24 protein-coding genes are annotated in these 24,375 nt (G+C 56.1%); 5 read left to right on the top strand and 19 right to left on the bottom strand.

Going from position 1 to position 24,375, the window contains the following annotated elements; all coding sequences use genetic code 11:
* Window positions 1-92 precede the first annotated feature (92 nt).
* From putP to F6Y09_RS10990, 13 genes are all read right to left on the bottom strand, one after another.
* Complete coding sequence (putP, locus tag F6Y09_RS10930) at window positions 93-1,583, bottom strand: sodium/proline symporter PutP (RefSeq protein WP_152206949.1); 1,491 nt, start codon at window positions 1,581-1,583, stop codon at window positions 93-95.
* Between the two features lie 307 nt (window positions 1,584-1,890).
* Window positions 1,891-2,085, bottom strand: a complete 195-nt coding sequence (locus F6Y09_RS20560; RefSeq protein WP_425481836.1) for an aldehyde dehydrogenase family protein — start codon at window positions 2,083-2,085, stop codon at window positions 1,891-1,893.
* Window positions 2,086-2,211: 126 nt separating this feature from the next.
* Window positions 2,212-3,042 (bottom strand): AraC family transcriptional regulator, encoded by an 831-nt coding sequence (locus F6Y09_RS10940; protein ID WP_152206950.1) that lies wholly within the window; start codon window positions 3,040-3,042, stop codon window positions 2,212-2,214.
* An 86-nt stretch (window positions 3,043-3,128) separates the two neighbouring features.
* Entirely contained in the window at window positions 3,129-3,770 is a 642-nt protein-coding gene (gene tmk / locus F6Y09_RS10945; protein ID WP_152206951.1) for a dTMP kinase, read from the bottom strand.
* Window positions 3,767-4,831 (bottom strand): endolytic transglycosylase MltG, encoded by a 1,065-nt coding sequence (gene mltG, locus F6Y09_RS10950; protein ID WP_152206952.1) that lies wholly within the window; start codon window positions 4,829-4,831, stop codon window positions 3,767-3,769. Before mltG ends, tmk begins: the two co-directional genes overlap by 4 nt.
* Window positions 4,831-5,640 (bottom strand): aminotransferase class IV, encoded by an 810-nt coding sequence (locus F6Y09_RS10955; protein ID WP_152206953.1) that lies wholly within the window; start codon window positions 5,638-5,640, stop codon window positions 4,831-4,833. The genes mltG and F6Y09_RS10955 overlap by 1 nt, the downstream gene beginning before the upstream one ends.
* Before the next feature lie 7 nt (window positions 5,641-5,647).
* Entirely contained in the window at window positions 5,648-6,895 is a 1,248-nt protein-coding gene (fabF, locus tag F6Y09_RS10960; protein ID WP_152206954.1) for a beta-ketoacyl-ACP synthase II, read from the bottom strand.
* 155 nt (window positions 6,896-7,050) lie between these two features.
* On the bottom strand, window positions 7,051-7,284 hold the full coding sequence (gene acpP, locus F6Y09_RS10965; RefSeq protein ID WP_152206955.1) for an acyl carrier protein: 234 nt from the start codon (window positions 7,282-7,284) through the stop codon (window positions 7,051-7,053).
* 121 nt (window positions 7,285-7,405) lie between these two features.
* Window positions 7,406-8,149 (bottom strand): 3-oxoacyl-ACP reductase FabG, encoded by a 744-nt coding sequence (fabG, locus tag F6Y09_RS10970; RefSeq protein WP_152206956.1) that lies wholly within the window; start codon window positions 8,147-8,149, stop codon window positions 7,406-7,408.
* Window positions 8,150-8,193: 44 nt separating this feature from the next.
* Window positions 8,194-9,132 (bottom strand): ACP S-malonyltransferase, encoded by a 939-nt coding sequence (fabD, locus tag F6Y09_RS10975; protein ID WP_152206957.1) that lies wholly within the window; start codon window positions 9,130-9,132, stop codon window positions 8,194-8,196.
* Window positions 9,133-9,238: 106 nt separating this feature from the next.
* Complete coding sequence (gene plsX, locus F6Y09_RS10980) at window positions 9,239-10,243, bottom strand: phosphate acyltransferase PlsX (protein ID WP_152206958.1); 1,005 nt, start codon at window positions 10,241-10,243, stop codon at window positions 9,239-9,241.
* 36 nt (window positions 10,244-10,279) lie between these two features.
* The gene (gene rpmF, locus F6Y09_RS10985; RefSeq protein WP_152206959.1) at window positions 10,280-10,459 is read right to left on the bottom strand and encodes a 50S ribosomal protein L32; all 180 of its coding nucleotides are present in this window, start codon (window positions 10,457-10,459) and stop codon (window positions 10,280-10,282) included.
* A gap of 82 nt (window positions 10,460-10,541) precedes the next feature.
* Complete coding sequence (locus F6Y09_RS10990; RefSeq protein ID WP_152206960.1) at window positions 10,542-11,093, bottom strand: YceD family protein; 552 nt, start codon at window positions 11,091-11,093, stop codon at window positions 10,542-10,544.
* A 183-nt stretch (window positions 11,094-11,276) separates the two neighbouring features.
* Here F6Y09_RS10990 and F6Y09_RS10995 point away from each other — a divergent pair, with 183 nt between their 5' ends.
* Window positions 11,277-11,903 (top strand): Maf family protein, encoded by a 627-nt coding sequence (locus F6Y09_RS10995; protein ID WP_152206961.1) that lies wholly within the window; start codon window positions 11,277-11,279, stop codon window positions 11,901-11,903.
* Here the strand turns inward: F6Y09_RS10995 and F6Y09_RS11000 are convergent.
* From F6Y09_RS11000 to rluC, 3 genes are all read right to left on the bottom strand, one after another.
* The gene (locus F6Y09_RS11000; RefSeq protein ID WP_152206962.1) at window positions 11,870-12,883 is read right to left on the bottom strand and encodes a S49 family peptidase; all 1,014 of its coding nucleotides are present in this window, start codon (window positions 12,881-12,883) and stop codon (window positions 11,870-11,872) included. The two genes, F6Y09_RS10995 and F6Y09_RS11000, sit on opposite strands and share 34 nt — an antisense overlap.
* A 44-nt stretch (window positions 12,884-12,927) precedes the next feature.
* Complete coding sequence (locus F6Y09_RS11005; RefSeq protein WP_152206963.1) at window positions 12,928-13,575, bottom strand: HAD family hydrolase; 648 nt, start codon at window positions 13,573-13,575, stop codon at window positions 12,928-12,930.
* 76 nt (window positions 13,576-13,651) lie between these two features.
* Entirely contained in the window at window positions 13,652-14,719 is a 1,068-nt protein-coding gene (gene rluC / locus F6Y09_RS11010; protein WP_152206964.1) for a 23S rRNA pseudouridine(955/2504/2580) synthase RluC, read from the bottom strand.
* Between the two features lie 608 nt (window positions 14,720-15,327).
* Here rluC and rne point away from each other — a divergent pair.
* On the top strand, window positions 15,328-18,633 hold the full coding sequence (rne, locus tag F6Y09_RS11015; protein WP_152206965.1) for a ribonuclease E: 3,306 nt from the start codon (window positions 15,328-15,330) through the stop codon (window positions 18,631-18,633).
* Between the two features lie 77 nt (window positions 18,634-18,710).
* Window positions 18,711-19,250: a YecA/YgfB family protein gene (locus F6Y09_RS11020; RefSeq protein WP_152206966.1), complete on the top strand. Its 540-nt coding sequence runs from the start codon at window positions 18,711-18,713 to the stop codon at window positions 19,248-19,250.
* Here F6Y09_RS11020 and F6Y09_RS11025 read toward each other — a convergent pair.
* Complete coding sequence (locus F6Y09_RS11025) at window positions 19,235-20,110, bottom strand: PHP domain-containing protein (RefSeq protein ID WP_152206967.1); 876 nt, start codon at window positions 20,108-20,110, stop codon at window positions 19,235-19,237. The genes F6Y09_RS11020 and F6Y09_RS11025 overlap by 16 nt on opposite strands.
* Before the next feature lie 147 nt (window positions 20,111-20,257).
* Here F6Y09_RS11025 and F6Y09_RS11030 point away from each other — a divergent pair, with 147 nt between their 5' ends.
* Complete coding sequence (locus F6Y09_RS11030; protein ID WP_152206968.1) at window positions 20,258-20,557, top strand: YciI family protein; 300 nt, start codon at window positions 20,258-20,260, stop codon at window positions 20,555-20,557.
* Window positions 20,558-20,664: 107 nt separating this feature from the next.
* Window positions 20,665-21,336 (top strand): TIGR04211 family SH3 domain-containing protein, encoded by a 672-nt coding sequence (locus F6Y09_RS11035; protein WP_152206969.1) that lies wholly within the window; start codon window positions 20,665-20,667, stop codon window positions 21,334-21,336.
* 67 nt (window positions 21,337-21,403) lie between these two features.
* Here F6Y09_RS11035 and rraA read toward each other — a convergent pair whose 3' ends face one another.
* A complete protein-coding gene (gene rraA / locus F6Y09_RS11040; RefSeq protein ID WP_152206970.1) occupies window positions 21,404-21,892 on the bottom strand; it encodes a ribonuclease E activity regulator RraA in 489 nt (162 codons plus the stop codon).
* A 24-nt stretch (window positions 21,893-21,916) separates the two neighbouring features.
* The gene (gene ppsA, locus F6Y09_RS11045; protein WP_152206971.1) at window positions 21,917-24,292 is read right to left on the bottom strand and encodes a phosphoenolpyruvate synthase; all 2,376 of its coding nucleotides are present in this window, start codon (window positions 24,290-24,292) and stop codon (window positions 21,917-21,919) included.
* Window positions 24,293-24,375 lie beyond the last annotated feature (83 nt).

The following is a 24,375-nucleotide window of genomic DNA, read 5'->3' on the forward strand; positions in this document are numbered from 1 at the left end:
CGCTCGTACGACCATGATACCTTCGTAAAAAAAGAGGGCGCCACATGTTGTGGCGCCCTCTTGCTCACTCCGAATGGTGGTTACGCTTGGGATTACCGGGTAATCACCTGGTACTCGCCAGCATCGGCGGTGTTAAGGCTTACAACCATAATGGCAACCCAGGCAACGATAAAGCCTGGAATGATCTCGTACACGCCAGGACCACCCATAAACCCGCCGTTCCAGCCCAGCGAAATCCAGATGATGACGGTGGCAGCACCGGCAACCATGCCCGCGATAGCACCAGCGCCGTTGGTCCGCGGCCACATCAGGGACAGGATGATCAGCGGACCAAACGCCGCCCCGAAGCCTGCCCATGCGTTACTGACCAGCGCCAGTACCTGGGATTCCGGGTCGGAGGCGATCACCGCGGCAACCAGACCCACCAGGACCACACAGATACGGCCGACGAATACGCATTCCTTGTCGGCCGCTTCCTTGCGCAGGAACAGGCGATAGAAGTCTTCAGTCAGTGACGATGAGGACACCAGCAGCTGGCTGGAAATGGTGCTCATGACTGCAGCAAGCAAAGCCGCGTAGAGAAAACCAGTGATCAGCGGATGGAACAGCAGGTTCGACAGAATGATAAAGATGGTCTCCGGATCTTCAACGTCCAAACCGTTACGAATCGCGTAAGCCCGGCCGAACACACCCAGAGAGATTGCGCCAATCAGGGAAATGGTCATCCAGCCCATGCCAATATTCCGGGCAATCGGTACGTCTTTCAGCGTACGGATCGCCATGAAGCGCACGATGATGTGGGGCTGACCGAAATAACCCAGTCCCCAGGTAACCGCCGACAGCCAGCCGATAAAGGTCAACCCCTCTGTCCACGACAATAGCGAGGGATCGACTTCATTCAGGGTCTGTGACGCTTGGGCGTAACCGCCGCCGCCTTCGCCAAAGAGCACAACCGCCGGCATGATCACCAACGCCAGCATCATGATGCAGCCCTGAACAAAATCCGTCATGCTCACCGCCAGGAAACCGCCGACAACGGTATAGGCCAGAACCACACCCAACGTGATGGTGATACCCACAGCATAATCACTCAGGCCACCGAAGTTGAAAATTCCGGCAAACGCGCTTTCAAACAGCTTGCCGCCAGCCACCAGACCGGAAGCTGTGTAAACCGCGAAGAAGATAACAATAACAATGGCGGACACCGTACGCAGGGAAAGCGCCTGTGTCGGAAACCGGTTAGCCAGAAAGGCCGGAATCGTAATCGCATTACCATAGTGAACCGTCTGTTCACGCAGTCGCGGCGCTACCAGGGTCCAGTTAAAGAACGCGCCCACAAGCAGACCGATACCGATCCAGGCCGAACCCAGGCCCGATGCAAACAGTGCCCCGGGTAGCCCCAGCAGCAACCAGCCACTCATGTCCGAGGCCCCGGCCGAAAGCGCTGCTACCTTTGGACTGAGCGCTCGCCCACCCAGCATGTAATCTTCGGATGAAGACGTAGATCTGCGCATTGCATAAACGCCGATGGCGATCATGAGCGCAAAATAAAGGAATAGACTGATCCAAACACCAATAGCCATGAAACTTCTCCAGGTCATTAGGTCGGGCATAGCCTCGACCGTTTGTCGCGGTTACCGTGTTGATCCCGATAGTCGCGCACCTTGTTGTTGTAACTCTTCTCCTGATCACGTAATAGTGTGCTACTGCCTACAACGCCAGCGACTGCATCTCAATATTTACCTCCTTATGGTCCAGATTCGGGTGCGTACCGCGCTGCACTGCTTCGCTCTTCAAACCTTTTCGATTCCTGGCAAAATCAACGATGCATTACCTCCCACCGCCGCACCAATCTGGTTGCGGTTTATGTAAGCTGTGAATCCACTGCCACTATGGGTGCGCCGCACGACCTGTTACCAGACTAGCCTGCTCTGCCGATTTGGCAATGACCGTATGACCCGCCACCAGGGCGGTCAACAAGTGACCGGCGAAAATAGCTAACGGTAGATTCCAGGGGCTGTTACAGAAGAAAACGCCGCTGCCCTCGAAATATAGCTCATAACTTTCACCAGCCGACCCAGGCAAACTGATAACGGAGGTAAAGCGCGAGCGCCCCGAATGGCGTAGTCGCGACAGTAATCGACGGCTTTCCGACCACAGAAATCCGTTACCCTAATTTAGTGTGGCTGAAATTTAATGACTTACAAAAACCTATGCTTCTTTTACGAAAACGTCCGATTCTTCGCTTTGCAAACCCATTACCGGTGCTTTTGCTTCTTTAAAGCGCAATGCGGACGGGGTAGTTCCCCGATGTTTTTGCAGCGCATTGGTTAAAGCGCTCTGGCTGGAGAAGCCTGTGCGAAAGCTGATTTCCGATATCGTAAGGCTGGTTTCCCAGAGCAGTTGAATCGCCTTCTCAAGTCGGGTTTGCAGCAGAAACTGGTGGGGCGTTATACCGGTGAGCGCTCGAAATGTTTCATGAAAACGGCTGACACTCAGACAGGCAACCCTGGCCAGATCCGATACCGTGATTTTTTTATGCAGATTTTCCATAATATAGCGACGAACAGTATCCGGGCTCAACCCGGTTCGGCTTGCCGGGACTTTACTGGCTCGGTCAATCCGCTCCGACATACAGTGCAGAATGCCGGTAGCGAGATGGCGATGCATCGCCTCGTTATCCGGGGCCCGGCTGAATTCTCCGGCACAAAGCTGAACCAACCCCTGCATGCGGTTATCCATGCCGATGTTGCGAGCTCGATCAAACAGCGGCGCCAGGCGTTCATAATCACCATGAGCGGGATTATTTAGGGCAGGAAGGTATGGGTCAAGATCGATGACGAGCACATGATTACGCTCATCGCCACAGTAGTCATGGCGAGTATCGGTTGGCACCAGACAGGCATTCCAGGTATCCAGTCTGGAACCAATACCATCAACACTGAGTTCGGCCTCGCCCCCTACACCAATTACCAACTGATGGTGCTCATGCTGGTGCTGGCAAGCGGATTCAGGCAACTTGATAAGTCGTGCGTTCAGCATAGGCGAATAGTGGTGCACCCCCGGTAACTACGTAACTTTATTAAAGCAGACTCAGAAGGGACTTGCACGGAACTGGTCAGACCGCATCAATCAGTCATGGCCTCGCTGATGATTTCCCGAAGCAATAGCGTCACCTGCTCGGTCACACTATCCAGGGGCTGAACTGCATTGATCACTCGATACTGAGCGGGCGATTTGCTGGCACGATCCAGATAAACAGCTCGTATACGCTCAAAAAATGCAATGGCTTCCTGCTCAAACCGGTCGAGCTCACCACGCTTTCTTGCCCTGGCCATACCAACCTCTACCGGAGCGTCAAGCAAAATGACATGATCCGGGCGCATATCCCCTTGCACCAACGTCTCGAGCTGTTCGATCCGGTCAGTGGAAACACCTCGCCCTCCCCCTTGATACGCAAACGTCGCATCGGTGAAACGGTCACATAGCACCCATTGTCCCGCCGCCAATGCTGGCAGTATCAGCGTGTGCAGATGCTGTGCCCGGGCAGCGAACATCAACAGCAATTCCGTGGTTTCGTTAACAGCTTCGGCCCTGGGCGCTAACAATAACTCCCGGATTGCTTCCGCCATGGGCGTGCCACCTGGCTCACGAGTCACTACCACAACAATCCCTGCTGACCTGAGCGTTGCGGCAGCCTGCTGCAATTGTGTCGATTTACCAACGCCCTCGGTGCCCTCAAAGGTAATGAAACGTCCTCGCCCGCTCATTCCTCGGGATCCTTCTCGGCAGTTGCCGGGGGAAAAGAGCGATAATCCGAACGTCGCTGGAGCTGGTAGGCTCTGACGGCCTTCTGGTGCTCTGCCAGGGTACGGGAAAACTGGTGAGTGCCATCGCCCTTGGCGACAAAATAAAACGTGTCACCCTCTGCCGGATGCAGTGCCGCGTGAATTGCTTCACGCCCCGTCAGTGCAATAGGCGTAGGTGGCAGGCCGTTGATTCTATAAGTATTATAGGGCGTATCGGTTTGCAGATCTTTACGTCCAATCCGGCCTTCGTATTGGTCTCCCATGCCATAGATGACCGTGGGGTCTGTCTGCAATCGCATACCTTTCTGAAGGCGGCGCACGAAGACACCGGCAACTTCATCACGCTCTTCTGGCACCCCGGTTTCACGCTCGACAATTGAAGCCATGATCAATGCTTCATAGGGACTCTCGTAAGGCAAACCCTCCGCCCGGGCCTCCCATTCTTCTGCGAGCACTCTGTTCATCTTTTCATAGGCACGACGCAGAATATCAAGATCACTCTCCTGCCCACTGAACAGATAGGTATCCGGGAAAAACCGCCCTTCGGGATGCTCGCCTTCGGCACCCAGCGTTGTCATGATCTGTTCTGCGCTCCAGTCAGTCGTTACCTTGGCCAATTGAGGGTTGCTCGCGAGCGCAGCACGCATATCGCTGAACGTCTTGCCCTCGATAAACTGGATACTCCAGGTTTTTACCCGCCCAGCCACCATCGCATCGAGCATGTCCTTCGGTGTCTCTCCATTGCTGAATTCGTATTCGCCGGTTTTGATCCGGGCCTGCTCTGGATAGATCCTGCCGTAGAGACGCAGCCAAAAGCTGTCTGCAACCAACGATTCCGACTCCATGGAACGGGCCACTGCGTCAAACGAACTGCCGGAAGGCACCTCAAACATAACCGGCTCTTCCAGTACGCTCGGTGAATCAAGGCTCTGCAAACCTTGCCACACCCACAAACCGGTACCGGTAACAGCCAGGACAAGCCCGCACAGCAGGGCAATAACGAGGGATTTAATCAAAAGCATTAGTCCATGAAGAGTTGTTGGCCAACGATTGTCGCAAGGCGGGCATTAACAGGCAACCGGGTTCCGTCCACCTGGCTAACCGGAACAATGCCGATGACACTGTTCATTAGCCAGAGGCCGAGAAATTCCGGCTGGGTGATGAATGTGGGCAGAATAGCCTGTTCACACACGATTTCGCCCCGGTTCCGCAGCAGGGCTACAATTTGGCCCAGCATGGTCCCTTCCACTGCCAGAGTGGAAACCACCGGCATCAACCATACATTCCCGAATAGCACCAGTATGTTGGTTCGAGTGCCTTCCAACAAATGACCGGTACCATTCACCATCAGTGCTTCAAAGCATTCATCAGGCATGGCCTGACTCGCCATCACCTGGTCAAGACGGGCGAGGGACTTGAGCCCCGCCAGACGAGGGTGCACGAGCAGTTGATGGGAAGAAATACAGGCCACAACACCTTCACTGGGGGGCATCGGAGGCATCGGATGAGCGCTGACAATCAGTCTCGGCGCTGCCACCGCGGCTGGCCGGTAACCCCGGCCGCCACTGCCCCGGGTAAGGATCAGTTTGAGCACCCAGTCATCCGGGCAGGCGTAGCGCTCTATGGCTTCATCAATGACGCTGTGGAGCTGCACAGTCGGCAACGGGATTGCCAGCCGCTCTGCGCCCTCCAGTAGCCTGGCCACGTGGCGCTGCCTCAGGGTCGGAAGATTGGCCTGGACCCGGATGGTTTCAAAAACCCCGTCGCCGTATGCCAGGCCCCGGTCACTCGCCGGAATGTCCTGCTGATCCGCCCAGATTACAGTGGCCACAAGTCGTTCAGGCTTCGTAGCGGCTGAAGATCAGGGTGCCGTTAGTACCACCAAAACCAAATGAATTGGACAGCGCCACACGAACATCAGCCTTGCGGCTTTTGTTCGCAACGAAATCCAGATCACAACCCACATCGGGATCGTCGAGATTGATTGTGGGCGGCAACAGGCCGTCACGAATGGCCAGCAGAGAGAAAATGGCCTCAACCGCTCCGGCAGCACCCAGCAAGTGGCCAGTCATCGATTTGGTACTGCTAACTGCCAGCTTATAGGCATGGTCACCAAACACTTTTTTCACCGCAGCAACCTCGGCGACATCACCGACCTGGGTGGAAGTCCCGTGAGCATTGATGTACTGGATATCCGAAGGGTTAAGACCTGCATCCCGAATCGCATTATTCATGGCCCGCTGGGCACCCTCGCCAGACTCCGGCGGAGAGGTAATGTGGTGGGCATCGTCGCTCATACCAAACCCGATCACCTCACCATAAACGGTCGCTCCGCGCTTCAGTGCGTGCTCAAGCTCCTCAAGCACCATGACGCCGGCACCATCACTCAACACAAACCCGTCCCGGTTCTTGTCCCAGGGACGACTGGCCCGCTCCGGTTCGTCATTGCGGGTTGAAAGCGCCCTTGCGGCAGAAAAGGCCGCTATACCGGTCTTGGTAGTTGCCATTTCGGCACCACCGGCCACCATCACATCTGCGTCCCCATACATAATCGTTCGGGCAGCGTAGCCGATATTGTGGGTGCCTGTGGTACACGCCGTGGTGATCGCAATGTTCGGGCCCTGGAAGCCAAATCGAATGGCCACATTACCGCCCACCATGTTGATAACCGTGGCCGGAACAAAAAATGGCGACACCTTGCGGGGCCCGCTCTCATGCAGCGCAATCACATTTTTTTCAATAAATTCAAGCCCGCCGATACCGGAGCCGATAGCCACTCCGACGCGCTCTTTGTCGAGTTGTTCGAATCTTGTCAGGCCACTGTCTTCGATAGCCTGTTGCGCAGCAATAAGGCCATATTGCAGAAAGGCGTCCATTTTACGGGTGTCTTTGGAAGAAAGGTAAGACTCGAAATCAAGATCCCGAACAGCACCACCAATCCTTGTGTTATAGCCCGTCGCATCAAAGCGGTCGATAGGCGCAATACCGCTACGCCCTGCCTTGATACCTTCCCATGACGATGCCACATCGTTCCCGAGCGGGGAAAGCATGCCCAAACCTGTAATCACAACACGTCGTTCAGCCATAATGCCCTTCACCTAAGCAGACCATCAGAATAACCTGATGGCCCGGCCTTCAAGTCTGATAGTTCTGGTTCAAACGTAATACGCACCAATAAAAAAGCCGTCCTTTCAGCGAACTTCAGGACGGCTCATGCTTGGCGTATTAATCGAGCGGAGTATCAGGAGTGCGAGACGATATAGTCGATCGCGTCCTGAACACTGGCGAGCTTCTCTGCTTCCTCGTCAGGTATCTCAGTCTCAAACTCTTCCTCAAGTGCCATGACCAGCTCAACGGTGTCCAGTGAGTCAGCGCCAAGGTCCTCTACAAAAGAAGATGAGTTTTGAACTTCGGATTCTTTCACGCCGAGTTGTTCACAGACGATCTTCTTAACGCGCTCTTCAACTGTACTCATAATTTCCTCACTTTGATGTCAACCAAGCAACTTGTTGGATTGCCAGTTTAGTTTAATCCCTACCTGCAAACAAGCAGGGGTGTGGTCTAAAGTCTTGTGCTACAAGGGCTTGCGCAAAGCTTTACCCCATAAACATGCCGCCATTCACATGAATGGTTTCACCCGTCACATAAGCGGCTGCCTCGGAAGCCAGAAACGCCACAACTGCAGCGACTTCATCCGGATCCCCCAAACGACCAGCGGGTATGACTTCCATCATAGCGTTACGCTGCTTATCGTCCAGTTTTCGAGTCATATCTGTGTCAATAAAACCCGGAGCAACGCAATTTGCCGTGATCCCACGGTTGCCCATTTCTTTTGCCAGGCTTCTGGTAAGGCCTTCCACGCCTGCTTTTGCCGCGCAGTAATTGACCTGGCCAGGGTTGCCCATACCGGCAACGACCGAACTGATGTTGATGATACGCCCCCAGCGAGCTTTTGCCATACCTCTGAGAACCGCTTTGCTGGTTCGAAATACACTCGCAAGATTCGTCTCGATCACAGCAGACCAATCGTCATCTTTCATTCGCATCAGCAGGTTGTCACGGGTGATACCCGCATTATTGACAAGAATCTGGGGTGCGCCCAATTGGTCTGAAACATACTTGAGGCCTGCGTCAATACTGGCCGGATCGGAAACATCCATAACAATCCCGAACCCGTTGAAACCGCCAGATTTGAGCTCTGCGGTAATGGATTCCGCCCCCGCTTCGCTGGTAGCAGTACCTACTACCTGTGCACCTTGTTCGGCGAGCGCTTTGGCAATTGATTTACCGATTCCACGGGTTGCACCGGTTACAAGAGCAATTTTGCCGTCAAGTGACATGGTTGGTTTCCTTCACCCTTTTCGTCCACGGAGGAACAAATGAATTAATTCTGCTTCAGAGCAGCCACTGCAGCGGACATCGCGTCCGGTGTTTCCAGACTGTATACCGTCAGGCTGCGATCGATACGCTTGATCAGTCCTGCAAGTACCTTCCCCGCTCCACACTCAACCGCTTTGGTCACGTCCCTTGCAATCAGCGCGTTGACCGAATCGGTCCACAATACAGGAGAGTATAGCTGCTTCACGAGATTAGCTTTCAGGGCTTCGCTATTTTGCTCAACCGAGGCGGTTACATTCTGGATAACCGGTATGACAGCATCGTTAAAGCGCACTTCATCCAGCGCGGACGCAAGCTCTTCTGCTGCATCTTTCATCAGCGCGCAATGGGACGGCACACTAACAGGCAAAGCCATGGCCTTGCGAGCACCTGCTGACTTGCACGCCTCGACAGCTCTTTCAACAGCTACCCGTGAACCGGCGATAACGACCTGGCCGGGAGCATTAAAATTCACCGCGGCAACGACATCGCCTTGTGCGGCCTCGGCACACGCATCTATAACGGCCTGATCCTCAAGACCCAGAATAGCCGCCATGCTGCCTTCTCCGACGGGAACCGCTGTCTGCATGAGTTCACCGCGCAAACGTACCAGTTTAACCGCGTCAAAAAAGTTGAGACTTTCCGCTGCCACCAGGGCACTGTATTCCCCCAGGCTATGGCCGGCCACGAAATCCGGCTGGCTACCCCCGGATACGAACCACTGACGCCATAATGCAACACTGGCAGTCAACAGAGCCGGCTGAGTGACCATGGTCTGGTTGAGCTCTTCGGCGGGTCCTTTCTGACACAGATGCCAGAGGTCATAGCCCAGCACCTCGGAGGCTTCAGCAAAAGTCTGCTCAATGATGGGCCAGTCGGCGGCGGAATTACCAAGCATGCCAACAGACTGGGACCCTTGTCCTGGAAAAATAAAGGCTGATTTCATAAGCGCGATCTTACCGTGATTGTTGGTTCCGGGAGATTAGCCAATAGTACAAGGTAACGCGGCCATGAGCCATGCCAGGCGGGAGAGGTAAAAACGGGGTATCCGGTCAGAGCAACAAATCATCCAGCCGCTCGTTGATCCGGCGAGGGACTTCAAGCTCCACCTCACAGACTGACTGACGTATCGCCGCCAGCATCGCACGCTCATTGGCATTACCGTGACTTTTGATGACGACGCCCTGCAAGCCAAGCAGACTCGCGCCATTGTGGCGAGAGGGGTCCATCAGCCTGAGCACGCGACCGAGGATCGGGCGGGCGAGCCAACCCACAACACGCCCGTACAGATTTCTCGCGAAAGCCTGCTCAAGCAATTCAATCAGCAGGCCGGCAACCCCTTCGCCGGTCTTGAGGGCAATGTTACCCACAAACCCGTCGCAGACGACCACGTCGGCGACATCACGAAACAGATCACTGCCTTCCACGTAACCGATGTAGTTGAGGGTTTCACACTGGGCAAGCATGTGGGACGCCAGGCGAACCTGCTCGTTGCCCTTAATCTCCTCTTCACCCACATTCAGCAGCGCGACCCGGGGCTCCTGGAGATCATTAATGGCAGATGCCATCAGCGAGCCCATCAGCGCAAATTGATACAGGTTCTCCGCGCTGGCATCAACGTTGGCGCCCAGATCGAGTACATGGCAACGGCCACGCAAGGAAGGAATGAGCTTGGTGATGGCGGGGCGCTCGATGCCCGGATACATTCTCAGAATCGATCGCCCGAATGCCATCAGTGCACCGGTGTTGCCTGCACTGACACAGCCCTGGGCCTCGCCGTCCCGCACCAGACGGAGGGCGACAGCCATGGACGAATTCTGTTTGTGACGAAGAGCATGGGAGGGCCGTTCATTCATCCGGACCACATCAGCGGCCTCGACAATCCGGATGCGCTCATGGGTCGGATGCAACAAAGCCTCGAGCTCACCTGGACTACCGACCAGAACAAGACTCAAGGCTTCATTTTCACGCACTGCAATCAGGGACGCCGAGACCGCAACCGCAGGACCGAGGTCACCGCTCATTGCATCTACCGCAATGGTGATTGGGCTCACCATCTAACTGACTCGCATTGCCGGGTGTTGATGGCGCGACTACTCGTCGCGCGCTTCAACAACCTGCTTGCCACGGTAAAAACCGTCTGGCGACACGTGGTGTCGAAGATGGATCTCACCCGTCGTGGAATCTGTAGACAGTGTTGCGGCGCTCAGGGCGTCGTGTGAACGGCGCATGCCACGCTTTGAGCGTGTTTTTCGGTTCTTCTGTACAGCCATGATCTAGCTCCTGACTTTAAATACTAACGTTCGTAAAATCTGAGAGCCGGCACCAGAATTTCATTGCCAGCTACTCCCGGAATTAATGCTTCTTGGTTTTCAGGCCTGCCAGAGCACTGAACGGGTTATCCCGCGGCTCTTCAGTAGCTGGAGCTGACGAATCAGGCTCCAACTCCTCCAGCGCTGCCGAGGCAGGGCATTCCTCTCGCTCGTGCTTGGGAAAAGGAGGCACCACTAATATCAATTCGTCTTCTATCAGAGTCCATAAATTCGCGCTGAAATCTTCCGCGAGATAGGGCTCCAAATCTTTCGGCAGCTGCTGAGCCTGCTTATCACTTGTTACGAAACCGAGCCTGAACTGTGAAGTGAGTGTTGCCGACATAGGCTGCATGCAACGCTGGCACTCCAGCACAACTTCCGCTCCCAGCTCGCCCTCAACCAATCTTCGGCGCTCGCCATCCTGATCAAATTTCAGCTTGACGTGACAAACGGCATCACCGCTCGATGCTTCCTGGGGCAGCGTGCATTCCAGAAACCGCGCCAATGCATGGAGGGGTATAAACCCCTCAAGTTCGGTTTTCTGCTCCGCAAGCCGGTATGGATCGACGGTTTTAGGCAATTCGGTGTTTGACATAGGCGCGCAATTTTAGGGATCTGACCGGCTGCTGTCAAAGACTTCATCAGTATTTGAGCAGGTCGGCGCTATAAATTACGGGTTTTTACCCATCTTCGTAACCGAAAATACTTCCGTGCCTGCACCCGATGCCCTTATGATGCGCTCTATTGTCCGGAGGCATCAATTCAAGGAAGCACCGACATGCCAGACCCACACCTCGTGTTAGCGTCCTCATCGCCGTATCGCAAGAAACTTCTGAGTCAGCTCGGCGTAAATTTTGTCACCGCCAGCCCGGCCATTGATGAAACCCGCCAACCCGCAGAGTCTGCACCCGCACTGGCGACGCGCCTTGCTGAAGAAAAAACCAGAGCATTGGCTGCGCAATTCCCGGAACACTGGATTATCGGCTCAGACCAGGTCGCTGCCCTGCCGGACGGCACCCAGCTTGGCAAGCCCGGCAATCACACCCGGGCGCGTGTTCAGTTAAAAGCCTGCAGCGGGCAGGTGGTGAGTTTCCATACCGGTCTGGCGCTGCTGGATTCCGCAACCGGACGAATGGAAAGTCGCTGTGAAATCTTTCATGTTCACTTCCGGCCACTGTCCGACCAGGACATCGAACATTACCTCAAGACCGAGACACCCTACGATTGCGCCGGCAGCTTTAAAGTGGAGGGTCTCGGGATTGCGCTCTTCAGCGCTCTCGACGGCCGGGACCCGAATACCCTGATCGGGTTACCCCTGATCGCCCTGATCGACCTGTTGAAAGCCTGGGGGCTGAACCCCCTTACCGAGGCTTACCGTAACTCCAGCCGTGACTCCACAATCTGATCCACGATACCGCTACCCACTGACACGCCGAACTGATCCAGCAACTCTTTGAACGGCGAGCCACGACGACTGTAATCCACCAGCTCTTCCTGGCCAACAATTTCCCGGGCAACGTAGCTGGCACTCCCGAGGCCGTCTACGAGACCAAGCTCGACCGCCTGCTCCCCGGTCCAGATCAAACCGGAAAACAACCGCTCATCATTCGCGAGCCGGTCGCCCCGCCCTGCCTTCACCTGGTCGATAAACTGCTCATGAGTGGTGGCAAGAACCGACTCCCAGAAATTTACCTCACTTTCACTCTCCGGCGAGAAGGGATCCAGAAACGCCTTGTTTTCGCCGGCGGTATACAGCCGGCGCTCAACACCGAGTTTGTCCATAATCCCCGTGAACCCGAACCCACCGGATACCACGCCGATAGAGCCCACCAGGCTCGCTTTGTCCGCATAGATTTCATCCGCGGCGGCGGCAATATAGTAGGCGCCGGAAGCACCGATGTCGGAAATAACCGCATACAGCTTTTTATCCGGATGCTTTTCCCTCAGGCGCTTGATCTCATCATAGATGTACCCTGACTGCACAGGGCTGCCGCCCGGACTGTTAATGCGCAGCAGAACCGCCCTGGAGCGTTCATTTTCAAATGCTTCGCGCATGGCGCCCACAATGTTGTCCGCACTGGCATCCGCATCGGAGGCAATCGAGCCATTCACTTCGATAATGGCGGTGTGATCAGTCGTGGCCGAATCGAGACTGCTACTGAAAGGAAATTTGAACATCAACAAAATTGCAAACAGGTAGAAAAACGTGAGTAGCTTGAAGAATATTCCCCATCGCCGGCTTTTGCGCTGCTCCGACTGCAGGGACATCACCAGTTTTTCAATCAGTTTCCAGTCACGCCTGGACTCCGGCTCTTTTATGGCTGACGAGGGCGATGTGGACTTGCTGTCCCAGTCTGGCTTCTGACCTGATTCCCAATCTGTCATTTAAACGTTCCTGATTAATAGAAAAGAAGATACTGGCTAAGCCTTCAGAGCCCCAGCTCGCGTCGCAGATCTGCGACAGAGCTCACCACCGCTTTGGGCTCATAGACCGACATTGTGACTTCGTCATGAACGCCCCAATCAACACCAATTGCAGGCATACCGATGCGCTGCGCCATTTCCATGTCATAAATCGTATCTCCGATCATGACTGCCTCGTCAGGACGGATTCCATAAAAGGCAATGATCTCGGCCAGCATCGCGGGGTCGGGTTTGGAGCGGGTTTCATCGGCACATCGGGTCAGATCAAAGTGCGGCCCCAGCCCACTGGAGACCAGTGCACCTTCAAGGCCCCGCCGGCTTTTACCGGTCGCAACAGCCCGCCCCAATCCAGCGGTCTTGAGATCAACCAGCACCTCGACCATACCCGCGAAAACCTCACGGGGCGTTGTGACCTTGGCAAAAAAATACCGTCCGTAACCTTCACGCAGCCGCGTCATCTCTGCCCGAGTGATACCGGGATAAAGCGATTCCAGCGCCTCAACCATACCCAAACCGATAATGTTGCGGTAAGCATCCCACTCCAGGGCCGGGTAACCAAGCTCGGTGGCGGCCTGATGCAGACTGCCGGCGATATGCTCTACCGAATCCACCAGCGTGCCATCCCAATCGAATATTGCGACTTTAATTGTCATACCTGCCCGATTCTCCGTTGTGTGCTTCACTGCCGGTTCTGTCTATCCGGTACCGTCTATTACAAGCCGTTACGCATTACGAGCGTTTACGACCGTCCAGCAAGGAAAGGAAAGCTGAAAACGCCTCATCATAGGGCGCCTCCAGATCCATCGGCTCTCCCGTCACCGGCAATGCAAACTGCAGCCCGAAAGCATGCAACATCAGTCGTGCGCCGCCGCCCCGGCGAAAAGCTTTAAGGCTGACATCATCCATATACTTGTCGTCGCCCGCAATCGGATGACCAACGCAGGCGCTGTGCACTCTTATCTGGTGGGTACGTCCGGTGACGGGGGACGCCTGCACGAGGCTGTACCCGCTGTAAGACTCCAAAAGCCGAAACAAGGTAAGTGAGGCCTTGCCCGCCTCATCGACACGTACGCGGCGCTCACCGTTCGGGAGCTCGAAGCGCAGCAGGGGTTCATCAACACGCTCGCAAGTCTGCAGCCAGTCTCCGGCGACCAAAGCATGATAATGCTTTCTTATACGCCTATCCCGCAGCTCCTGCTGCAGGAACCTCAAGGCCGAGCGCTTCTTGGCAATCATCACCAGACCCGAGGTATCCCTGTCGAGCCTGTGCACCAGCTCCAGAAACCTGGCCTCGGGCCTGGCTGCCCTCAACACCTCAATGAGACCAAAACTGAGACCACTTCCACCATGAACCGCAATCCCGGAGGGCTTGTTCACCACCAGCATCTGATCGTTCTCAAAGACAATAGCGGCTTCCATAACACCCTGAACCCGGGTGCCGGGCGCAGGCTTCTGTTCTTTCAGTTTCTGGGTAACCGGAGGAATCCTCACCAGGTCTCCGGCATTCAGTTTCGAGTCGGGACGTGTGCGGCCTTTATTAATGCGCACCTCTCCCTTGCGAATAACCCGGTAGATGAGGCTTTTGGGTACGCCTCTGAGACGCGCCATCAGGAAGTTGTCGAGGCGTTGGCCGGCATCATCCGGATCTATCGTCACGAACTGGACGTCACTGCGATACGACGTGGACGCCCCATCTTCCGGTGCCTCCGGAGAAACCGCTGGCCGGGAAACCGGGGGTTGGCCGGAGCCCTGCTTGGTTTGCTTCGGGCCGGATCGTTTGTGCTTGGAATCAGACATAACACCAGGTCGTTGCTGGCGCGCCGACCAGCGGGCGCGCGGGATTGATGAGCCAGACAATTGCTGTTATATTCCGGCGATCTTCTCCGTTTGTCTACGGCATGGCCAGACTGCCAACCGCCGGAGCGGGTGAAGTATACCGACACTATCAGAGAGATTGAACGCCGGCGTCCCGATAAGTAAGGGCGTAGGCGTGTTCATTGTTGCCGGCGCAAGCCAGCTCACCTCAAATCTGGTGCAGCCGAGGACCCGGGAACAGAGTTTTTTTTAAAATAACCGTACGGAAAACCGACGGGCGCTATCTCGAAGAATCACTAGCAACACGCAGGGCCGGGCCGTCCAGCTTACGAATACGACGTGAGACCCAGGCGCCAGCGTGAACTTGAAAACGGACAACATGCATCAACAGACAACGAACTCCATTGACCATCTCCTGCTTCAATGCAGCGAGACAGTCTTTGGTATTTTCGGACGAGCGGGTCGTCTTTCCGCCCCCATCTGATTCGTCTGGCCGCCGTCTGAACCGGCGGTGGTGCGCAGGTTATACTTCGCAGGTACGCTTCAGTCGGTTTTCTGTCTTCATCTAACGACAGGAAACACGACTTTCCATGAAAAGAATGCTGATCAATGCAACTCACCCAGAAGAGTTGCGCGTCGCCCTCGTTGACGGACAACGCCTTTTCGATCTTGATATCGAATCCAGCTCCCGCGAACAGAAAAAATCCAACATCTACAAAGGCCGCATCACCCGGGTAGAACCTAGCCTGGAAGCCGCATTTGTGGATTTTGGCGCTGATCGTCACGGATTTTTGCCACTGAAAGAAATTTCAAAAGAATACTTCAAGAAATCGCCCGGCCAGATTGAAGGCAAGGTCAACATCAAGGAAGTGCTCTCCGAAGGACAGGAAGTCATCATCCAGGTTGACAAGGAAGAGCGCGGCAACAAGGGCGCAGCCCTCACCACGTTTATCTCGCTGGCTGGCCGCTACCTGGTTCTGATGCCCAACAACGCCCGCGCCGGTGGCATTTCCCGTCGCATTGAAGGTGAAGAGCGGGCCCAGCTCAAAGAAGCCATGAGTGGTGTTCAGGTTCCCAAGTCCATGGGCATCATCGTCCGGACCGCAGGGATCGGGCGCACTGCTGAAGAGCTGCAATGGGACCTTGATTACCTGGTCCAGTTCTGGGAGGCGATCAGCCAGGCCGCGGGCGAACGCAAGGCGCCGTTCCTGATCCACCAGGAAAGCAACGTTATTATCCGGGCCGTGCGGGATTACCTGCGCCAGGACATTGGCGAAGTGCTGATAGACTCTTCGGTGGTCTATGAGGACGTGCTGAACTTCGTTCGTGCAGTAATGCCCTCCTTCGAAAACAAGATCAAGCTGTATCAGGACGAAATCCCCCTGTTCAGCCGATACCAGATTGAAGGCCAGATCGAAACCGCCTTCCAGCGTGAAGTGAAGCTTCCCTCCGGTGGCTCCATCGTAATCGACCCGACCGAAGCTCTGGTCTCAATCGACATCAACTCCTCTCGTGCCACCAAAGGTCACGACATTGAGGAAACTGCGCTGCAAACCAACCTCGAAGCGGCGGAAGAGATCGCCCGCCAGCTTCGCCTGCGTGACATGGGTGGCTTGATCGTCATTGACTTCATCGATATGACCCCTGCCCGCCACCAGCGCGACGTTGAGCAGAAAGTTCGCGAAGCGCTGGAAATTGACCGTGCCCGGGTACAGGTCGGAAAAATCTCGCGGTTCGGCTTGCTGGAAATGTCCAGACAACGCCTGCGCCCCTCTCTCGGCGAGACGCGCTCCGAAGTCTGCCCGCGCTGTGACGGACAGGGCACCATTCGTGGCATTGAATCCCTTGCCCTGAGCATCATGCGACTCATTTATGAAGAGTCGTCAAAAGATAAAACCGGCGAAGTGCGCGCCATCGTGCCCATTTCCGTCGCGACCTTCCTGCTGAACGAGAAACGCAAGCAAATTGCCGACATCGAAGCACTCCAGGAAGTTGAAATCGTCATTGTTCCCGCCACTCATATGGAAACACCGCACTTTGAAATCCTGCGGATGCGGGATGATGAGTCCGGTGCGGAGCGCACTTCCAGCTATCAGGTAGCACAGGAATACTCGGTCCGGGAAGAAGAGGCCATCGAAGCGCCCGCAAGTCGGGAACCGGTTCGTGAAGAAGCTGCCGTAAAGGCCATTCGCCCGACGACTGCGCCCTCCCCTGCAGCAGCCCCTGTGGCGGCGGTCAACAAGGTCGAGGACGAAGAAGGGCTGTTTGCCAAACTGTCCCGGAAAATCTCCAATTTCTTTAACGGTGAAGAAGAAACTTCCGGCCAAAGAACCCAGCCTGCGCGCCCTGCTCAGAGCGCACGGAGCACACCGGATCGGCAGGATCGCCGCAAATCAAGAGTGGCCAGAGGTGGTGATAGCCGCCCGGAGAATCGCACCACTGAGCGTCGCCCGACCGGGCAGAGCGCAGGCGATGACACCCGTAACAAGAGCCGCGGTGGCCGGGATGGCAGTAACCGTGGCCGCAATAACCGGGATGACAACCGCGGTCAGAACCGCACCCAGGGCCAGAGTCAAAGCGCCGCACAAACCCCGACTGCGGACAGCGGTCGCAAGGAAACTGCCCGCAAAGAAGAACGCACACCGGCAGCTAATCGGGATGCGGAGCGTAAACCCCAAAGTAATCGCGAGCCTAGCGGCGAGCGCGAGCCAAGCGGTAATCGCGAACAGAGCCAGACAACCCGTAGCGACCAGACCGGAGGTGATGAAAAGCGCCGCCGGCCCCGTCGCCAGCGCTCCCGGGACGGCTCCCCGGTAGAAACACCGGTGAGCAACCCGGCCGATCGCAAGCCCAGTGCAGCAGAGAGCCAGGGCACGGACCAGGCCGCTGACAAGCCGCACGCAACGGCAGCCACCGCCGCCAGCCAGGAGACGCCGAAAGCGGAGCCGCAGAAGCGCCGTGATACGGCGAAATCCGAAGCTTCAGGCCAAGGTGCTCAAACCGAAGCCGCAACCGCAGCGGCGGGTACCGCCACGCCGGCAGCAGAGTCCACTGCGGACAAGAAGCCAGTTGCTGAGCAGCCGCAAGTGTCCGACAAGTTGAACACTGACGCGGAAAAGGCCCCGGGCGAAAAGACAGACCAGGCAAAAGCTGAGCAATCAGAGCGCGCGGCAAAGCCCGACGTGACTCCGGCAACCCAGCAACCGGAAGAACCTGCGAAGGACCAGGCAGCGGACGCACCCACCGCCGCACCAGAGCAAGCCAGGGAAGATAAAACTCCCGAAGCTCCGACTCCAGCGGCATCGCCAGCTTCCGCGGCCAGCCCGGCTAAAGAAGAAGACAAGGCCGCACCGGAAGATACGGTCGCCGAGCAAACCGCCGTGCCAGAAAAGTCAGCCGACGAAAAACCTGCTGCCCGAAAGCCCCGTACACCGGGTAGGCCCAGAGCAGGCAGCAAGAAGCCGGCTGCTACCAAAGAGGCGGTTAAAGACAGCACCGAGAACGCCGAGAAGGCCTCTGCTGCGCCAGAAACCAGGCCCAGCGAGAGCCCGGCAGACTCTGGCCACATAACCCATGAGACACCCGAGCCCGCAGCCAAGGCTCCACCGGCTAAAGAAGCGGCAAAGGAAAAGCCCCAGCCAGCCGCAAAGCCGGAACCTGAGCAAAAACCGGAATCCGGGCAAGCGCCGGACGCTGCGCAACAACCGGCAGATGCCGTGTCGTCTGATTCCACCGAGGCATCGAACCCGAAACTGGCGATGCAAACCACCCCAGGTCGCGCCTACAATGACCCCCGGGAGGTTCGGAAACGTCAATTGGCCGCAGAGAAAGCCGCAGCAGAAGCCAAAGCCGGAAGCCAGACGTCCAGCTCTGAGGAGTCAGCAAAAGACTCCTAGACCTACCTGACGGGAAGGCGCCTCTTTTGGCCCTTCCCGCTTTCCGAATGCCACGGCTGATCGCCAGGAGCAATGCAATGCTATCCAATGCGGAAATCGAAGCACTTGAAGACATCCTTTTCGCTGAACCCTGGGGCGAAGATGCTCTGGATTTCTTTGGGCTTCATGGCGTCGTCTGCGCCAGTGTCGTCGGGCCGGTTCAGCTCTCGACAGACAGGATTTTCCTGCTGGCAACGGGTCTGGACGCCCTACCGGAGGCCGGTGTGCCCGACACGTTTGGTACCCTGGCTCTGCAACTGGCAGATGCCCTGGCACATTTACTGGATATGGGACAGTCGCTTGAACTTCCGGAGCCGGAAGACGGCGACCCCATAAACGCTCTCGAAAACTGGTGTGCCGGCTTCGTTGATACCTTCCTGGAAAACGAGGAAGACTGGCTGAAGATTGACGAAGCTGAGACCGCCGATTTACTGGTGCCGATGATGACCCTGTCGGGGCTATTTGATGACGAGGATTTTCAGAAGGTCAGAGACAGCGAACAGCTGACTCAGCAAATGGCCGAAGCCATTCCCGAATCCTTAACCGATCTCTACCTGCTGTTTCACGCCCCGGCCTGATTGACCGGAGTTTTAAAATGCTGCCAGATCGGGTCCAACCCTTCTGGCAAGTCCGGTATCACTCCCAACTCACACCAGGCAGCGCCTGGAAAGTGGAAATCACTGCCCTGGGACGCCAGCATTTTTTCACGCCGACACAGTTCCGCCAGAAAGCCCAGATCACCACTGGACTGACCGGAGGTTGATACCTCAATCCCCCGACCGCCACAACGACCGAAGTCGGATACCAGCGATCGCAGTTTGGTTGCCGTCATTTTATACTTTCTTGGATGAGCAATGACTGCAAGCCCCCCCGCCTGGCGAATCCAGCCGACAACGGTCTCAAGTTCCGGCCAGAATGCCTTTACATCACCAGGCTTGCCCGAGCCCAGATGGCGCTTGAAGGCCTGGTTCATATCTTTGACTACCCCGGCTTCGATCAACGCCTTGGCAAAATGGGGCCGCCCCGGCACATCGTCATCCGCAAGGGCTGTCGCCTTCGCCAATAAGTCGGGTACCCGAAGCTTCTCGAGACGATCGGCAATAGTGCGTGCGCGACGCCAGCGGTTGTCGTGCTGCTCTGCCACCGCTGCAACAAATTCAGGCTGATCTGGATCAAAGTCCAACCCCACAATATGGATAGTCAGCGACTTCCAGACGCACGACAGTTCGATGCCGGTAATCAGGGTGATACCCACTTCCTCCGCAACCGCGCGAGCCATCTCTATACCGCCAATGGTATCGTGATCAGTTAACGCCAAATGGGTGACCCCGTTTGCTTCTGCTCGCAATATCAGATCACGGGGTGTTAATGCACCGTCTGAGATGCGACTGTGGCAGTGGAGATCAATGCAGGCTGGTCGGGCTTGAGGTATAGTCACGTAATATCCGTTTTGGGGTCGGCTTGCCAGCGTGCAGCCGGCCTGTGGTAACAACTACGCTGAGTGTACCAGTTTAGTAACAATTTATTAGTGCCAACTAAAATAGCATCTACCTGTACTGACCCCATAACCGGAGTGTGTCGAGAAATGTACTACGCCATTATGAGCCAGGATATCCCGAACAGTCTTTCACTACGCATGTCGGCCCGCCCGGCGCATCTGGAAAGACTCGAAGCTCTCAAATCAGAGGGTCGCCTGATGCTGGCTGGCCCCCATCCGGCTCTGGACACGCCGGATCCGGGCGACGCCGGCTTTACCGGCAGTCTGGTCATCGCCGAATTTGACTCGCTTGAAGCAGCCCAGGCCTGGGCTGATGACGACCCTTACGTTGCCGCCGGAGTATATGAGAGCGTTGTGGTCAAGCCCTTCAAGCGGGTTCTGCCCTGATCCATCGGCTGGCCAGTATGAGTTTTTTGTAATAAAGACCGGCTTGATTGGCTCAGGAACTGTGCCAAAATTGCGCCTTTGAACACGACACGCAGGAATCGTATTTTGTGATCTCATTTCGTCTGCTTGCTTTCATACTTTTGACCGTCGCCAGCTGCACAGCAGCGCAGGCGCAAACGGTCTATATCGATGACACGCTCTTTGTCCCCCTTCGCGGTGGCCAGGGAACAGAATACCGGATTTTGCACAATGGCCTGCGTAGCGGTACCCCCGTGGAGTTACTGGAGCGCAGTGACTCCGGCTACAGCCGGATCCGCACTCCGCAAGGCCTTGAAGGCTGGGTAGTCTCCCGTTTTCTATCCGAACAGCCGATTGCCCGGGATCGCTTGGCCGCAGCTACCAAAGAGCTTGAAGCGACCAAGAATCAACTGGCGGAAGTGCGGGAACAACTGCAATCGATTCAGGCCGAGCGTGACCAGTTAGCCGCCTCCGAGGAAACCCTCGAGAGCCGTTCCCAGTCGCTGGCCAGCGAACTTGAGGAGGTCAAAACAGTTTCCGCCAACGCATTGACACTGGATCGCCGCAACCGGGAGTTGCAGGAAACCAATCAGAAAATCCGCAATGACCTGGAAGTTCTTACCGCGGAAAAGGAACGCCTTGAAGCCAAAAGCGAATCCGACTTCATGCTGTTAAGTGCGGGGCTGGTATTGCTGGGTATGTTCCTGGCGGTTGTTATCCCATTGCTCAAGCCGTCGCGCAAGAACGATAACTGGGCCTGAAACAAGCTTCTGATTCTCAAGGTATCGGCCGGGGCGCTTCAATACAGCCCCGGCCAACATCCCACTTTTAATTGCCAGTGACGTCCAGCGGTTTCTCCGACACCACAATGCCGTTGTTATCCGCGTAGACGTAATGGCCCGGGTAAAAGGTTACCCCACCAAAGGTAACCGGCACGTTGAGATCGCCCAGGTCACGCTTTTCAGACTTCCGCGGATGCGCCCCCAACGCCTGAACACCCAAGGCCGTGGTGCCCACGATATCAACGTCCCGGATACAGCCATTGATAATGAGGCCTGCCCAGCCCTTCTCGGCGGCCTTCTCGGCCAGCATATCTCCCAACAGAGCCACCTTTTTGGAAGCGGCCCCATCCACCACCATGACCCGCCCTTCCCCGGGCAAGCCAACCTGCTTTTTAACTACGGAATTGTCTTCAAAGCATTTCACCGTCACGATTTCACCGCCGAAGGCAGTGATGCCGCCGTAGTTCCTGAACCCGGGCTCCACAACCTGCACCTCGGGGTAATCATCACAAAGATCGGGGGTCACGATAGGCACTCGCACTCTCCTGCGTTCAGTCTGTTAAAAATCCACATGTTCTTCAGCGAGGAAGAACCAAGTATCCAGCACGGAATCCGGGTTCAGGGACACGCTGTCGATGCCCTGGTCCATCAGCCACTTGGCCAGGTCAGGATGGTCGGAAGGCCCCTGACCACAGATACCGATATACTTGTCAGCTTTCTTGCAGGCCTTGATGGCGTTGGACAGCAGTGCTTTCACCGCATCATTACGCTCGTCAAACAGGTGGGCAACGATACCGGAATCCCGGTCCAGCCCCAGAGTGAGCTGGGTAAGATCGTTGGAACCTATGGAGAACCCGTCGAACGACTCCAGGAACTCGTCCGCCAGAATCGCATTGGCCGGCAACTCACACATCATAATCAGCCGCAGACCATTCTCGCCACGCTTCAGACCATTTTCAGCCAGCAGTTCGACCACCTGTCGGGCTTCGCCAACCGTCCGGACGAAGGGCACCATGATCTCGACATTATTGAAGCCCATCTCGTCCCGGACTTTCTTCAGGGCGCGGCATTCAAGCTCGAAGCAGTCCCGGAACGTTTCGGAAATGTAGCGGGACGCGCCCCGGAAACCCAGCATGGGGTTTTCTTCATCCGGCTCATAGAGCGTGCCACCGATGAGGTTGGCGTATTCGTTGGACTTGAAATCGGACAACCGGACAATGACTTTCTTGGGCGTGAAAGCCGCCGCGAGCGTAGAGATACCCTCAACGAGCTTGTCGACATAGAAGTCGACCGGTGAACTGTAGCCGGAAATGCGCTTTTCAACAGTCTGGCGAATATCCCGGGGCAAACCGTCAAAGTTGAGCAGCGCCTTCGGGTGTACACCAATCATGCGATTGATGATGAACTCAAGCCGGGCGAGACCAACACCCTCGTTGGGCAACGACTGAAAATCGAATGCCCGGTCCGGGTTGCCCACGTTCATCATTATTTTGAACGGAATTGCAGGCATCGACTCCACGGTATTTTCACGCAGCTCGAAATCCAGGCTGCCTTCGTAGATCATGCCGGTATCGCCTTCGGCACAAGACACCGTGACGAATTGACCGTCCTTCAGAATGTCGGTGGCATCGCCACACCCCACCACCGCCGGTATGCCCAATTCCCGGGCAATAATGGCCGCATGGCAGGTACGCCCGCCACGGTCGGTCACAATGGCGGAGGCGCGCTTCATGACCGGCTCCCAGTCAGGGTCTGTCATATCCGTTACCAGCACATCGCCGGGTTGCACGCGATCCATTTCATTGAGGCTGGTAATGACCTTGACCGGGCCACTGCCAATCTTGTGACCGATGCTCCGGCCTTCAATGATGATTTTACCCTGCTCCTTGAGCAGGTACCGTTCCATGACGTTTGCAGAGGCACGGCTTTTCACCGTTTCCGGACGGGCCTGCACGATATAGATCAGGCCGTCGTCGCCGTCTTTTGCCCATTCGATATCCATCGGGCGCTGGTAATGCCTTTCAATGGTGATGGCCTGACGGGCCAATTCCGAAACTTCGGCATCCGTGATCGAGAAGCGACCCCGTTCTTCAGGCTCTACCTTCACGGTATCCACCGAGCGACCGGTTTCCTGGCTGCCGGAGTAGACCATCTTGATTGCCTTGCTGCCCAGATTGCGGCGCAGAACCGCTGGCCGGCCAGCTTCGAGGGTCTGTTTATGAACGTAGAATTCGTCCGGGTTTACGGCACCCTGGACCACTGTTTCGCCGAGACCGTAAGAGGACGTGATAAATACCACATCCCGGAAACCGGACTCGGTATCCAGGGTAAACATCACGCCACTGGAGGCGGTTTCACTGCGGACCATTTTCTGAATGCCCGCGGATAACGCTACCAGCTTGTGATCAAAGCCGTGATGCACCCGGTAAGATATGGCGCGATCATTAAACAGGGAGGCGAACACCTCTTTGACGGCCAGTTTCACCTGATCGAGGCCAACGATATTGAGGAAGGTTTCCTGCTGACCGGCAAACGACGCATCCGGCAGATCTTCAGCGGTAGCAGAGGACCGAACGGCAACTGCGAGATTGCTATTGTCCTTACGCAATGCGTCGTAAGCAGTTTCAAGTTCCTTTTCCAGCGCAGAGGGGAACGGAGTCTCTATGATCCACTTCCGAATCTTCGCGCCGACTCGAGCCAGTTCATTGACATCATTGATATCGAGCGCATCCAGGGCCTCGTCAATGCGCTCTTTCAGCCCGTCTTTGGCGAGAAACTCACGGTAGGCAAAGGCTGTCGTCGCAAACCCGCCTGGCACCGTGACGCCTGCATTGGCAAGGTTGCTGATCATTTCCCCGAGCGAGGCGTTCTTACCGCCTACCCGATCAACATCAGCGATGCCCAGGTTCTCAAACCAGATGATGTACTCTTCCAAAGCGCGTCTCCCTTGAGTCATTGAAGCAAAGAGCCGTGGTACAAAAATGACTCCACGGCTCTCGAACTTGCCCTGTATCATAC

The organism is Marinobacter changyiensis (assembly GCF_009193265.1).
Classification (GTDB): Bacteria; Pseudomonadota; Gammaproteobacteria; order Pseudomonadales; family Oleiphilaceae; genus Marinobacter; species Marinobacter changyiensis.